Raw genomic sequence first — 14,157 nt, 5'->3', positions numbered from 1 at the left:
GCAGAGCATGCTCTGCCCTTTTTTCTCTTCGCTAGACGCGTCCCATGACAGAAAAGCTTTTTACAAAAGGTCCGGCCATGCGGGGATCTTTTAACATGCTCTTGTAATCACCTATCTTGAACTTGATTTTACCTGTGGTAAAAGCCATACCCAGTCCCGTCATGCCAGGAGGGCTGGAAATCCACTTCATCCATTGATCTACACTGGCACGGATATCCCAGTTTACCGCCTGCCCCTGATAGGCACCGGCCGCCACTGCCTGTCCTTGCGTTACCTGCAGTAATCCGCGCGGTCCTTCCTCTTCAACAAAGCCGTAGGCAATGTTCGATGCAAAATCAATTTGTGCGAGGGCACCCGCCAGATCCGGCTCCTTGTTCCACTCTGCCGCAAATCTTTCCATCCACTCCGGGGAAAATAATTCTGCCATACTCTGTCTCTCCTGTGTTGCTAATGTTGAGGCCGAATGGTCTCGTCAGGCTTGGAAGCAGGATTGATGCCATGGTGAGAGCTCCAATATGGATTGAACAAACAATTGGTTATGATTTTCTTTGCGCGAAGAACTGTTGCGCCTCCGTTCTTCTGCAACGGTCCGGGAAGCAGCGCAACATGAGTGGGAGCCGCGGTTTTGGCCCAGAACTTTGGACTTTCCCCGATATATTCGTTATAACGGTCGCAGTATAGATCAAGCAAAGATGTTTCTATGCAAAACGCCGAGACCCCGTCAATGCAATGGAGCAAGGCCAAGCGCTCGGCCGAAAGTTATACCGACAGATGGTTACGCGCGGCGTGGCTGCTCGTGGCTCTGCTCATCTTCTTTGCTTGGCTGATTCTTGCAGTCATCACCTGGGATGTTGTCAATGCAGAACAGGGGAGGGTGTTACAGGAAAACGCCTTTTCTTTGGCACGAACATCCAAGTTGCAATTGTCTGAAATCGAAACCAGTCTCTCCCTCGTCGCGATGCAGATCGCCAATGCAACGAGCCCCACTACCCGGCTCTTGCAGCCACTCATTCATCTGGCGCCGATCCAATCTGTCGGCCTGTTCTCCGCAAAGCATGGCCTGGTTGCTGGAGAAAACCCGGCTTTCTTGCGTCAGTTATGGGACTCGGCGACTTCGTCGCATTCCCGCTCCTGGACACATGCGCAGATTGCGGCCCTGCAGCGTTGTCTTCATGATAACGCATTCTGTGTCGGTCCGTTGTTACCGGACCCTTCGGTCGCGGGCGCGTCTTCTCGCTGGGGGTTCCCGGTTATTCAGCCCGTTAACGGGCGCTCCGGGCCGGCCTCGTTTTTGCTCGCCTGGATCCCCGTCAACGCGGGTTTGTTCCCTGCCTGGTCGGGCCTCCACCTGTTGCATCGGGGTGATTCGTTTTTGTTGCGGTCCGATGGCATGTTGTTGAGCCGGTATCCGTACTCCCCGCAGGTGGATTACGCCGGAGTGCAAAGCGGAACCGTCGTAAAGCATTGGCTCTTGGGGAGCAGTGGCTTCGCCAAGACGTTCTCTGGCTATAGTTCCGCGGCGCGCGGATGGCGCATGTGCGCAGCCCAACCGATTGCTGAATACCATCTCCTCGCTGGTCAGTGTGTTGGGCAATCGATTCTTGCAACCAGCTGGTGGAGATCGATGCGTTGGCCGACGGCAGGTGCCCTGCTGCTACTGTTCCTGAGTTTCTTTTTCTACCGTTACCTAGCGCGGACGAATCGCTCCCGGGAGCTGGAGCGTCGGACAGCCGAGAAGGAGATTTGGGAGGCCAAGGAGCATGCGGAAGTTACCCTGCGCTCGATCGGTGATGGTGTCATCAGCACGGATTGTAATGGGTTGATAACCAACATGAACCCGATCGCCGAGTCGCTGACCGGCTGGACCCTGGCAGAGGCGCGTGGCAAACCGATCACCCAAGTATTCTCCATTGTCAGCGAGGCCGATGGTCGCCCAGTCGCCAATCCTGCGGAGAGGGCGCTGATCGAGGGCAGAATCGTGGGACTGGCGAACCATACGATTTTGATTGATCGACAGGGCCAACGCCGAAGCATCGAAGACTCAGCAGCGCCCATTCGGGATCGTTCCGACAAGGTGTTGGGGACAGTGCTCGTATTCCACGACGTCAGCGAGAAACATGAGCTTCTTACCCGCTTGTCCTATCAGGCTACCCATGATCTGCTCACCGGGCTTCCCAATCGAGCGTTGTTTCAGGAGCACCTGGAGCAGGCGATGCGCAAGGCCAAACGTAGCGAATCATTGCTGATCATCGCGTTTCTGGACTTGGACGACTTCAAGCTCATAAACGACCGCCTGGGTCACGCTGCCGGCGATTGTCTACTGACCCACGTTGCCCAACGTTTGCGCGCAGAACTCCGCGACGGCGACATCCTATGTCGCTTCGGGGGGGATGAATTCGCGTTTTTTGTCAGTGAGGTAAGAAATATCGGCCAAGCCGAACAAATTGCTCGCCGAATATTGAAGATGATCACTCTTCCCGTGGAACTCGCCACTGAGCAACGCACCGTGCATGCCAGTCTGGGTTTGACAATTTTTCCATTGGATTATGCCGAGAGTAGCGTGGAATTGATGCGTCACGCGGATCTGGCCCTCTATGCCAGTAAGGATCGAGGTGGCAATACGCTATCGATGTTCACCAAAGACATGGAAGACCAGCAGGGGCGGCAGATCGAAAGCTTGCGGATCATGGAAACGGCCCTGCTTGAAGGACATTTGCAACTACACTTCCAACCTATCGTCCATCAAATGGATGGATTGCTGGGTGCTGAGGTTCTGTTGCGTTTACGGCACCCGGCGCGCGGCTTGCTTGGACCACAGGAATTCAGCGAGGCACTTGATCACCCGCAGTTGGCTGCGCGAGTTGGACGTTTCGTTCTTCATCGGACACTGGAGCAACTGCAACAGTGGCTCGAGCGCAGCTTCCGACCAAAAATCTCCATCAATGTCAGTGCGCAATACCTGCTCGATCCCAAATTTTTGGAGGATCTGGAAGTGGCTTTGGGCGAATATGGTACCGAGTTACGTCATAATCTTGTGCTGGAAATTACGGAAACGGCGCCGATGCTGCATTTTGAACGTGCTCGCCAGGTATTGAGCAGGTGTCAGGAGTTGGGTTGCGCCCTGGCCCTAGATGATTTTGGGACAGGAAATGCTTCTTTGAGTTATCTGCAGCAGCTTCCCGTCAGCTCCTTGAAAATTGATCAAAGTTTTATTCGGGACATCTTGGAGGATCCGAAAGATTTCGCAATCGTTTCAGGAATCACCTATGTTGGGGAACTGCTCAATCTGTCGGTGGTTGCCGAGGGAGTGGAAACGAAAGAGCAACTCAGGGCACTACAACAGCTCAACTGCTCTGTCTACCAGGGGTATTTGTTTTCTCGGCCAATGCCTGCCGAACAGTTCGAAAACTGGAACGTTCCCGCCGATCTTCTGCGTTAGTGTCGTCAAACGTCATCTACTCACTCCGCCTGCCTCGCCCTGCCTTTCCCCCAGCGATCAAACCACAAATAAAATGCCGGGGTAATATAGAGGGTGAGAAATTGCGAAAAGATCAGGCCACCTGCCACTGCTACCCCCAGAGGCACGCGGCTATCCGCACCCGCCCCAAAGCCAACGGCGATCGGCAAAACCCCGAGAATGGCGGCGAAGGTGGTCATCATGATGGGTCGATAGCGAATGCGGCAGGCATCGACGATTGCTTCCTGCGCCGATGCCCCTTCGCGCCTGCGACTGACGGCAAAATCCACCAGAATGATACCGTTTTTTTTCACCAGGCCTAGTAACATGATGATGCCAATAAAACTGTACAAATCCAGGGGAAGGTCAAAAATCCACAACGAAAATAGCGCCCCGAACGCTGCGAACGGAAGAGCGGTGAGAATGGTTAGCGGATGTAGGAAATGCTCATAGAGAATCGCAAGTACGACGTAAATCAGTAAGATCGTGGCCAATAGCAGGAAAGGCAAACTCCGGAACGCGGACTGAAACTGCCGAGCATTGCCGCCAAATTCGCCGACGATTCCTGCCGGTAGCACCGCCTGCGCCGTTTTTTCGATACTCGGAATCACGCTTCCCAACGTAGCACCGGACGCCAGATTGAAGGAGATCGTCGTCGATGGCTGCCCATTGTGCTGCATCAGATTTTCCGGTGCCGCGCTGTAGCGAAATCCTGCGACGGCCGACAACGGCACCAGACTGTCCCCACTCCCGGGTACGCTAAGCGTGGATAAGGCATTGATGTCCTTTTGATATTGGGGCTGGAGCTCCACGATCACCTCATATTGATCGCTTGCGCCGTAGATGGTCCCCACTTCCCGTCCGCCGAAGGCCAGCCCCAATGTCTTCTCGATGGCTTCCGGAGTAACTCCTAGTGCCGTGGCACGTGCACGATGGATTTGGATGCTGATCTGTGGACTATCGTTTTGCAGACTGCTGTTGACATTGCGAAGCTGGGGAAGTTGCCGCAGGGCTGCGGTCATCTTGCGAGTAGCGGCATGCAGCTCCGCCCAGCTTCCGCCCACCAGCTCATAGACCACACTCCCGTTACCACTGGCGGTCCCGGAATGGGCGCTCTGCGGGCCTTGATAAACAATCTGCACGTTATGGAAGGGTTTGCTCGCCTGGTCGAGTTGGCGAATGATAGCCGGTGTTTGCGGTGCGAAGCCGTTCTTGATATGGATGAACATATGTCCGGTACTCCGATTGCCAAAGCCGCCGGGACCTTGCCCCACCGAAGAGACCACCGACTGGATTTTATCGTCTGCCTTCACCATTCGCGCGATTTGTCCCTGCTCCGCTACGATCTCAGCAAAGGTCATATTGGAGGGGTACTCAATGTTAGCGTTGATGAAGCCGGAGTTCTGCGAGGGAAGAAACGCCTTGTGGACCAGCGTAGCCAAACCGAGACTCCCGAGCAGAAAAAGAAACGCCAGGAACAGCATCCAGTTTCGGTGCCGCAGCGCGAGTTCCAGACTGCCGACATAGGCATCGCGACTGCGCTTGAAGAGGCGTTGAAACCAGCCGTTTTCCGGTAAGTGATCGGGGTCGTGCGGCCCCACCAGCGCATGCGTATGGCTGGGCCTGAGGTACTGACTGCAGAGCATGGGAGTAACGGTCAACGCGACGGCGCCGGAAATGAGGATCACCATGGAGATGCTGATGCCAAAATCGGCAAACAGATGTCCGACAAAGCCGCCTAGGAAGATCAGCGGTAGAAAGATGATTGCCAAGGAGATCGTCATGGACAGTACGGTGAAACTGATTTCTCGGCTACCGCGTAGGGCCGCGGTAATTCCGGTCTCACCGCGGTCGATGTGCCGATTGATGTTTTCCAGCATGACCACGGCATCATCCACAACAAAACCCACCGCCAGGGTGAGTGCCAGAAGAGTCAAGGTATTCAGACTGAAGCCCAGCAGCCGCATCCCCAGAAAGCTGCCCAGCAGCGAGAGGGGGATGGCCACCGCTCCAATCAGGGTCGCCGAAGGACGACGCAGAAAGAGCCACATGACGCCGGCGACCAGTAGGGAGGCGATCAGTAGGGTGATCAAGACCTCCTGAATCGCGGCCCGCACATAATCGGCCAGATCAAACACCGGCTTCAATTTTACCCCACCCGGCATCTGCGCCTGTAACTTGGGCAGTAGGGCGCGGATCTTATCGGATATGGCCACGGTATTGCCACCGGGCTGCCGCACCACGGCGAGGACGATGCCCGGTGTTTTATCGATCCAGGTCTCCTGCTGATTGTCTTCGGTACTATTCTCTGCTTTGCCTACGGCGTCCAACGGAACGGCCTGACCGCCTGCATAGGCGAGGACGAGATGGTTGAAGGCAGCGGCATCGTGCAGTTGGCCATGCACACGGGTGGCGAATGCCTGTGGACCGCTATCCAGGGTTCCGCCGGGCAGATTGACATTGGCGTTGCCGATGGCCGCCTGTACCGCCTGCAGACTGAGGCCGCGGGCGGAAAGGGCGTAAGGATTGAGATAGATGCGCACGGCATAGGTCTGGGCGCCATAGATCTGCACGTTGGAGACCCCCGCGACCCCTGAAAGCGCCGTTGCCACCTTGGTCTGAGCGTATTTATCCAGGGTATACAGAGGCATGTTCGATGCCGACATCCCCAGATAAAAGACCGGCTGGGCGGCAGGGTTCATCTGCCGGACCGCAGGTGGCTGCGGCATTGCGGGTGGAAGCAGATGCTGCGCCTGTGCGACGGCGTTGGATACCTCCTGGGTGGCGCCCAGTGCCGAGGTGCTCAGGTTGAATTGCAGGGTAATCTGGACCACCCCATTTTCACTCACCGCGCTCATGGAATTGATGCCGGGAATGCTGGCAAACTGCCGCTCCAGTGGTGTCGCGACAGCGCTGGCCATGGTCCTGGGACTGGCGCCCGGTAGTTGTGCGGTTACCATGACCATTGGGAAACTGACATTCGGCAGTAGCGCCGTCGGCAATTGCAGGTAGGCCACTAGGCCGAGAAGGGCAACCGCCACCGCCAGCACGGTCGTAGCGACGGGGCGGCGAATGAAGGGGGCGGAAAGATTCATTGCGCGCTCAGAGCCGTGACCGTCATACCGGGGTGGAGACGCGCAGGCGCACCAACAACGATCTGCTCTCCGATCAGGTGTTTCGCGTGGACCGCTACCCGATTTTCATCCTGGCCCAAAAATTCCACCGGCTGCATTTGTGCCTTACCATCCACGATATGGTAGACATAAGGCCCGGAGATACCTTGTTGCAGAGCAGTCGCCGGGATGACGGCGACGTCGTGCAGGATCCTGGCAATATATTCCACCTGTACATATTCCCCCGGCCAGAGAGTCTGGTCTTGGTTGGGCACCATTGCCTGTGCCGTAACCGTTGCCGAGGCAGTGTTGACGGTGTCGTCGATCGCCCTCAACACACCAGTGGCCAGGATTTTTTGGTGGTTTTCGTCCCAGATTTGCACCTTTCCGCTTCCCGTCGCCAGAGATCGTCGCAGGTCGCCAAGGTATTTCTCCGGAAGGCTGAATTGGACGTACATGGGCTGCGTTCGCTCAATGGTGAGGAGTTGCGTGCTGTTCGCAGTCACAAGGTTGCCCGACCGGATCTGCAACAGTCCTGCCACACCGCCGATCGGCGCAGTGATCTGCGTATGACGCAGATTGATTTCTGCCGCCCGCAAAGCCGCGCGATCGGCGGCAATACTGGCGGCTGCACTTTGCGCCTGCGACTGCGCCTGCTCGAAGGTCTGTCGGGTTACATAGTCCTTTTTCAGTAATGGTTGATATGCCTCCACCTGCTCGCGCTCATACCGTTCCTGCGCCTTCTCGCCCTGCAAGTTGGCTTCGTCCTGGGCTACCTGCGCCGCCGCTGTCGAGGGATCAATGACAAATAATAATTGCCCTTTCTGCACCTGTTCGCCCGAGTGGATGGCAACCTTCTGCAGGATTCCGCTCACCTGCGGCACGATGGTGACCGCATGCGAGGCCTGGGCCTGCCCCAGGGTTTGCACCTTGAGCGGCAAGTCACCGCGCTGCACCACCGTGCTGCTTACGACAATCGGCGGCGGATGATGTTTCGCCTGGTGGCCGCAGCCAGCCAAGGCAAGCCCGACAATCGCCAAAAGCAGGAATCTAATTCTCATGTCCATGGTCATTCCTTGGGGCCTGCACCCAGGGCTGGAAGTCCCGCCTCGTTGCGCGGAAGGCCGATCATCCCCAGGGCGTTGACCAGATTGGCCAGTTGCGTGTAGGCGGTGGTGATGTCTTGCACGCGGGTCTGCTCGGCGCTAGTGAGCGTCGCCTGGGCGCTGAGCAAATTCAGCATGGTCGCCAATCCGACGCGATACTGGGCGCGAATGGCGGCGAGCGATGCCCTGGCGCTTTCTACCGCAATCTGTGAGGCACGCGCGGCAGAGCGGGCGCCCATCACCGTCTGATAATCCTGCGCCACGGTCAGGGCGATGCTCTGCGCTTCCTGGTTCAGACTCGCTCGCGCACTGCGCTCCTGTCGTTGCGCTTCCTGAATGGCATAACTCTGTTGAAAGCCGGTAAAGAGCGGTACCTTGAGGGTAAAACCAAGTGCCCAGTTTTCCGAGGGCTGCAGATTATTCTGGAAGCGTTTTCCCGCGCTCATCGAAAACGCCAAACTAGGCAAACCTTGCGCCTCGTCTTCGCGCAACGTGGCGCGTGCGGCGAGAATCCGCGCGGCGGCCTCCTGCACCAGCGGATTATTGCGTACGGCCAGATGCACCAGCGCGGCCATCCTGGGCGTGATATCTGGAGGCAGGTGATGCAGATTCAGTGGCGCCACTGGAATGGGATTGTACGGTGGCAGGCCACAACTTTCCGCCAGGGCTGCCTGATCGGAGCGCAGTGTCGCCTGGGCGGAAAGCAACTGTGCAACGGCTTGGGCCAGGGCAGATTTCGCCTGCAGGACATCGGCAATGGTCGCCATTCCCGAGCGTTGCTTGAGGCGCGCGGCATCCAGATTGGCGCGATCTTCCCGCACCGTTTGCCGATAGGATTGCACCAGGGCCTTTTGACCAATGACCTGGTAGTAATTCTGCGTTACCGTTAGCGCCACCTGGTTCAGGGCCTGATTATTCTGGAATCCCGAGAGATACAATTGCGCCAGGGCGTTGTCGCGCTGCGCGGCACGCAGGCCAAATTCGTACAAGACCCAGGTCAGGCTGAGACTCTCGGAACTACTATTCAGGACTGGAATGCGAAAACCCGCGGTAGTGTTGCTCTGTGACCGGACGGCATTGGCCGAAAGAGAAAGGCTGGGCAGGAAAGCCGCATCGGCGACGCCTATCCCTGCCGCCGATGCGCGCAAATTTTCCCAGGCGACCCGCGTTTGCGGATTATGTGCTAGGGCGTAGGCGGTAAGGGCCGCAAGGCTCTGCGGCTTTCTGAAGGGTTTTGCCTCTGGCAACGTCGCTCGCGGCAGGTTATTCGGGGCGCCCGTCCAGGTCTTGCCAAGGGGCACGATATATCCTTGGGTAGCGAATGGATCCTGCCAGAGCAGATCAAGAGGGGCGGCGAGGGCAGTCGCAGGGCCGCCGACGGCCACGATCGAACAGACGATCTGCAGGACGCAAAACCGCCGGGAAATTGTCTTGCGGGGGTTGTTCGTCACCGACTGGATACCTTGTGCGATGCGTCTGGCCAAGGTACCACGTGAGGACCGAGGCGTCTATGCAGGCGCGGTAATATACGCGCCGATGCGGTCGAGGGCCAGGCGAAGATTTTCGTCACTGGTGGCAAAGGAAAGCCGCAGATGACCAGGGCAACCGAAGGCACTGCCGGGAACCACAGCAACCCCAGCCTCCAAAAGCTGCTCGGCTAACTGCAGATCGGATTCGATGCCTCTGGTCTGCATCACGCCCTGCACATTGGGAAAGCTGTAAAATGTCCCTGCGGATGGCAAAACGGTAACGCCGGGAAAGCTACGCAGGCGATCATAGACATACTGATGGCGCCGCGCGAAGGCTTGGAGCATGGGAGTGAGCAGGCTATCTCCACTCTCCAGGGCAGATTGGGCCGCCGCCTGCGCAATGGAACACGGATTGGAGGTGCTCTGCGACTGCACGGTTTCCATGGCGGCGATGAGCGCCGATGGTCCGGCACAATAGCCAATTCGCCATCCGGTCATGGCGTAGGCCTTGGAAACGCCGTTCAGGATGATGCAACGCGGCAGCAGGTCCGGGCAGGCATTGGCAATGTTCACAAACGGCGCAGCACCGAAGAGGATCTTTTCGTACATGTCGTCGCTGGCGATGAGAATCCCTGGATGGGCCCGCAGAATCTCGCCCAAGGCGGCAAGTTCTTCCCGGCTATATGCCATCCCCGAGGGATTGGATGGACTGTTGAGCACCAACAGACGCGTACGCGGGGTGATTGCTGCGGCTAGTTGCTCGGCCGAGATCTTGAAATGCACGCTAATGTCCGTTTCCAGGATCACCGGACGCGCCTCGGCCAGCAGGACCATGTCGGGATACGACACCCAATAGGGTGCCGGGATGATGACCTCATCCCCGGGGTTGAGCAGCGCCTGACAAAGATTGAAAAAACTTTGCTTGCCGCCGACGGAGACCAGGATCTGACTGGCACTGAATTGCAGCCCATTGTCGCGGGCGAATTTGGCGGCGACTGCCGCCTTCAGCTCGGGGGTGCCACCCACCGCAGTATACTTGGTGAAGCCGCGATCCAGAGCTAGCTTGGCGGCATCTTTGATGGGTTCCGGCGTGTCGAAGTCCGGCTCACCAGCGCCCAGACTGACAATGTCTTTCCCTTGTCGTTTCAGCTCTGCGGCGCGGGCGGTAACCGCCAGGGTAGGGGAGGGTCGAACCGACGAAACGCGGCTGGAAAGGCGAATATCCACTGCACAGTCCTCAAGGAAAGCGTAGAAAGGGGCCAAATTGTAAGCTGTGGCTGCGGAAAAGCAACCACATCATCGGCCGACCTGCTTGTGCAAAATGCTGGCGATTCGCCGCAGGCGCTCGAGGGGATCCTGCAGCAGCAGCAGTTGCTGTTTTTCCGCTGCCCGGACCGGTAGCGCCTGAGCGAGAATCATGCCCGCGCGACTGGCATCCAGATTCTGCGCCGCCGGGTCTTCGGTGATCTGCTGCAGGATGGGCCTCAGCCAGTCATGCTCAAAGGCGAGGGGAAGAATGGGCTCCTCCGGCCAGAGGTGAATGCGCCCAATCGTGATATCGTTGGCGTGCTCCCACTCTTGCACGGTGAAGCGCTGCATGCCCTCGATTTCCAGAAGCAAAAGACCATCTTCACTGTTCCAGTCGATGATCCTTGCCAAGGTGCCTACCGGCACTGGCGCCGACTCTGTCTCGGCCAGGCAGATGCCAAAGGGTTTGCCGCTGCGCATGGCGCGACTGACCATGTCCAGATAGCGCGGCTCGAAGATCCGCAGACCCATTTGGGCATTGGGAAAAAGAACCGAACTGAGTAAAAATAGGTCAACCCACTCCTGCGCATCTTGCTGCGCCGTCATCGTTCGCCCCTGTGAAGCCGCCATGCCTGAACTTAGTGTAGCTCCCCTTTCCTTGTATGTGCATCTTCCCTGGTGCAAGGCCAAATGCCCATACTGTGACTTCAATTCCTACGCCGCGGCAGAGTTTCCGGCCGAGCGCTATGTCGACTCCCTGATCGTCGATCTGGAGCGCGAACTCCCCCGCGTTTGGGGGCGCCAAGTGCACAGTATCTTTTTCGGCGGTGGCACACCAAGCCTCTTTTCTCCTGCGGCTCTCGATCGCTTGTTGAGCGCCATTCGCGCCCGACTTCGTTTGCTGCCGCAGGCGGAAATCAGTCTGGAAGCCAATCCCGGCGCCGTCGATGCGGCTGCATTCACAGGATTTCGTGATGCCGGAATCAATCGCCTATCGCTGGGGGTACAATCGTTCGCTGACCGTTTTCTGCAAACCCTGGGCCGGATACACGACGCCCGTGCCGCGCACATGGCCATCGAGGCATTGCAGAAAGCTGGCTTCGAAAACTGGAATCTGGATCTGATTTTTGCTCTGCCTGCGCAAGACCTTGCCGCCGCGCGGCGAGATCTGCGCACCGCGCTTGCCTATCAGCCGCCCCATTTGTCCCTGTACCAACTGACTCTGGAACCGGGCACCCCATTTGCCGCGCAAATTCCCGCGCGCTTGCCCGATGCCGATTCTGCCGCCGACATGGAGGAAACGCTACGCAGTGAATTGGCCGCTGCCGGTCTGCAGCGCTACGAAGTATCGGCGCATGCACGCTCTGGCCGGCAGTGTTGGCACAATCGAAATTACTGGTTATATGGTGATTATCTGGGCATTGGCGCAGGCGCACACGAAAAGATCACGGTTCCAGGGCAGGGCATCTGGCGCAGTCGCAAAGCGCCGCGTCCGGAGAGTTATATGGCTGCGGCGCTGCATGGTGAAGGGCAATTGGCCGAGGAACATTGGGTGCCAACGCAAGAGAGACCCTTCGAGTTTTTTCTCAACGCCCTGCGTTTGCTGGAGGGCTTTGACGAAGAGATCTTCGAGGAGCGAACGGGAATCAGCTTCCTGTTGGTAGAGGCGCGTCTGCGCCAGGCCCTACGTGATGGTTTGTTGGCGCGGGATGGGCGCCACTGGCGCCCCACCCCTCTGGGAATAAACTGGCTCAATCAACTCTGTCGACAGTTTCTCCCCGAGACGCGCACAATTCAGTCGTGGCCCATTGCCTCGGCCTCATGACCGGTAATGGATCCTTCGGTGAATAGATATTCGCGCAGCTCCTTGTCCAGCCTCGGGAGCTTGCGCCGGAGCCATTCCAGAACCATGGCCGCATGTTCGATTTCTTCGTCGCGATTGTGCGCCAGCACGGCTTTCAAGGCTTCATCTTGGCAGGCGTCTACCCGCTGCTGGTACCAATCAACGGCCTCGAACTCTTCCATCAAGGAGCTGATGGCGCGGTGGATATCCAGAGTATTGCTGCTTAGTTTGTCCAAAGGTTCGTGCAAGGTTTCGTGGGCCATGGACGGTCTCCGTAGGGTGTCTGTGAATGTCTCATTATCATAGACGACCGCAGGATATGGCGAAAGCCGCGCGCTTTGGTTTGGCGAGAATCCTTTCCAAACGTGGTATCTGCTCCCGCACCGTTGCAGCGCAATGGATCCGAGCCGGTCGGGTGAGCGTAGCCGGAGAGATCATTCTTGATCCGGAGCAGGGCTTTCCTCTGCAGCAGGCCGCGATTGCCGTCGATGGAGGCTTGGTGGCTGTACCCGAGCGCCGCGTCATCATGCTCCACAAACCGCGAGGCTATCTGGTAACCCGCAGCGACACACGGGGACGTCGGACGGTCTATGAGCTGCTTCCCGGCGATTGCTGGCTGGCGCCGGTGGGCCGTCTAGACCAAGCCAGCAGCGGGCTATTACTGTTCGCGAATGATCCGAGCTGGGCGCAGACCCTGCTCGATCCGGAAAGTCATCTGTGTAAATGTTACCATGTGCAGATCCAGCCGCCTCTGGAGGCGGAGCAGATTGCCGCCCTCACAGCAGGTCCGCGGATCGAAGGGGTGCAGTACCAGCCCATGCAAGTCCGCGAAATCCGCTGTGGAGGGAAGACCCAGTGGCTCGAATTCCAGCTGATAGAGGGGCGTAACCGGCAAATTCGTCGTTTGCTGGCTAGCCAGGACCGCAAGGTACTACGTTTGCTGCGGATTGCCATTGGCACTCTGACGCTTGGCTCCCTGCGTCCGGGCGAGTGGCGAGAGCTCACCCCCGAAGAGATTCCAGAGACGAGCACCAACGGTCCTGGACGCATGCGATGGATTGACTCGCACCAGTAGGATCGGTATTCTTCGTCCCTCGCAGCGCTCGTAGCTCAGCCGGATAGAGCAACTGACTACGAATCAGTAGGTCGGGAGTTCGAATCTCTCCGAGCGCGCCAAATGAAACAGGCACTTAGAGTGATTTTCTAGGTGCCTAAATTTTTCCGGGCTAACCCAAGGCTAACCTTAAGGGGCTCGTTGGGGGTATGCGATCAAAGCTGGTGGTACGGATGCGCGGTTCAACTCCTGAAATACCTCTTCTTGGCTTTTGACTATGCTCGTTTCCATAACCACTGCGTATTCCGGCGATCGAGGGCGCTGATTCCGCTGATCGTGGGCACCCCCGAAAAGGGTACATTCTGGCCGACATGATTTAAGGCACGGGTGATCACGATCAGTCAATTGATGACGTATGTGACCCACCCAAGGTGCGGGACGGTGCATGCGACAAAAGCGAGCGATGAGCCGGGCATCGGCCTTGTCCATTTTGGCTCGGGATAGCTCGGCCTTCCCGAACGCATGAATCTGTGCCGGATTGACCACGCTGACCAACAGCTGTTGCTGCGCTAGGAACGTAAGTCCCCCGGTATTCGACGTTCTTCCCAGTCGTTGGCACTGCTTCCAGAATCCAGCTTTAGGCTTTGGATTTTTGGGAGGAGCAGATAGGTTGGCAACAGCAGCGGCAAGTTTTTTTGGGAGCGCCAAATCGCCGAATGGGGACAGAGCGGACAGTCGGTGTCGAAATGGTGTGCTGAACGGGGCTTGAACCGGGGCCGGTTTTATCTGTGGCGGCGCCGGTTGGGATCTGTTATGGAGAACGGCCCCTCCAACCCGCTGAGCTTTCACCCCCTTCCCCAGGCACGG

The 14,157-nt window shown here is 57.8% G+C and carries 11 protein-coding genes and 1 tRNA gene; 4 read left to right on the top strand and 8 right to left on the bottom strand.

Going from position 1 to position 14,157, the window contains the following annotated elements:
• Positions 1–31 precede the first annotated feature (31 nt).
• Positions 32–427 (bottom strand): SCP-2 sterol transfer family protein, encoded by a 396-nt coding sequence (locus ORD17_RS11670; RefSeq protein WP_308388671.1) that lies wholly within the window; start codon positions 425–427, stop codon positions 32–34.
• A 273-nt stretch (positions 428–700) separates the two neighbouring features.
• Between ORD17_RS11670 and ORD17_RS11665 the strand changes: the two genes are divergently transcribed.
• The gene (locus ORD17_RS11665; protein WP_308388670.1) at positions 701–3,439 is read left to right on the top strand and encodes an EAL domain-containing protein; all 2,739 of its coding nucleotides are present in this window, start codon (positions 701–703) and stop codon (positions 3,437–3,439) included.
• A gap of 20 nt (positions 3,440–3,459) precedes the next feature.
• Here ORD17_RS11665 and ORD17_RS11660 read toward each other — a convergent pair whose 3' ends face one another.
• From ORD17_RS11660 to ORD17_RS11640, 5 genes are all read right to left on the bottom strand, one after another.
• The gene (locus tag ORD17_RS11660; RefSeq protein WP_308388669.1) at positions 3,460–6,552 is read right to left on the bottom strand and encodes an efflux RND transporter permease subunit; all 3,093 of its coding nucleotides are present in this window, start codon (positions 6,550–6,552) and stop codon (positions 3,460–3,462) included.
• Positions 6,549–7,637, bottom strand: coding sequence for an efflux RND transporter periplasmic adaptor subunit (locus ORD17_RS11655; protein ID WP_308388668.1), 1,089 nt, complete (start codon positions 7,635–7,637; stop codon positions 6,549–6,551). Before ORD17_RS11655 ends, ORD17_RS11660 begins: the two co-directional genes overlap by 4 nt.
• A gap of 2 nt (positions 7,638–7,639) precedes the next feature.
• Positions 7,640–9,127: a TolC family protein gene (locus tag ORD17_RS11650; RefSeq protein WP_308388667.1), complete on the bottom strand. Its 1,488-nt coding sequence runs from the start codon at positions 9,125–9,127 to the stop codon at positions 7,640–7,642.
• A gap of 57 nt (positions 9,128–9,184) precedes the next feature.
• Positions 9,185–10,372: a pyridoxal phosphate-dependent aminotransferase gene (locus tag ORD17_RS11645; protein ID WP_308388666.1), complete on the bottom strand. Its 1,188-nt coding sequence runs from the start codon at positions 10,370–10,372 to the stop codon at positions 9,185–9,187.
• Between the two features lie 69 nt (positions 10,373–10,441).
• Positions 10,442–10,999, bottom strand: coding sequence for an LON peptidase substrate-binding domain-containing protein (locus ORD17_RS11640; RefSeq protein ID WP_308388665.1), 558 nt, complete (start codon positions 10,997–10,999; stop codon positions 10,442–10,444).
• 22 nt (positions 11,000–11,021) lie between these two features.
• Here ORD17_RS11640 and hemW point away from each other — a divergent pair, with 22 nt between their 5' ends.
• Positions 11,022–12,218: a radical SAM family heme chaperone HemW gene (gene hemW / locus ORD17_RS11635; protein ID WP_308388664.1), complete on the top strand. Its 1,197-nt coding sequence runs from the start codon at positions 11,022–11,024 to the stop codon at positions 12,216–12,218.
• Here hemW and ORD17_RS11630 read toward each other — a convergent pair.
• Complete coding sequence (locus tag ORD17_RS11630; RefSeq protein WP_308388663.1) at positions 12,188–12,499, bottom strand: ferritin-like domain-containing protein; 312 nt, start codon at positions 12,497–12,499, stop codon at positions 12,188–12,190. The two genes, hemW and ORD17_RS11630, sit on opposite strands and share 31 nt — an antisense overlap.
• Before the next feature lie 56 nt (positions 12,500–12,555).
• Between ORD17_RS11630 and ORD17_RS11625 the strand changes: the two genes are divergently transcribed.
• Both ORD17_RS11625 and ORD17_RS11620 read left to right on the top strand, forming a co-directional pair.
• Positions 12,556–13,311 (top strand): pseudouridine synthase, encoded by a 756-nt coding sequence (locus ORD17_RS11625; RefSeq protein ID WP_308388662.1) that lies wholly within the window; start codon positions 12,556–12,558, stop codon positions 13,309–13,311.
• Positions 13,312–13,335: 24 nt separating this feature from the next.
• A tRNA-Arg gene (locus tag ORD17_RS11620) sits at positions 13,336–13,412 on the top strand.
• Between the two features lie 67 nt (positions 13,413–13,479).
• Here the strand turns inward: ORD17_RS11620 and ORD17_RS11615 are convergent.
• On the bottom strand, positions 13,480–14,139 hold the full coding sequence (locus ORD17_RS11615; protein WP_308388661.1) for a transposase: 660 nt from the start codon (positions 14,137–14,139) through the stop codon (positions 13,480–13,482).
• Positions 14,140–14,157 lie beyond the last annotated feature (18 nt).

Source organism: Acidithiobacillus sp. AMEEHan, assembly GCF_030996345.1.
GTDB lineage: Bacteria > Pseudomonadota > Gammaproteobacteria > Acidithiobacillales > Acidithiobacillaceae > Igneacidithiobacillus.
This window is presented reverse-complemented; position numbering and strand designations above follow the sequence as displayed.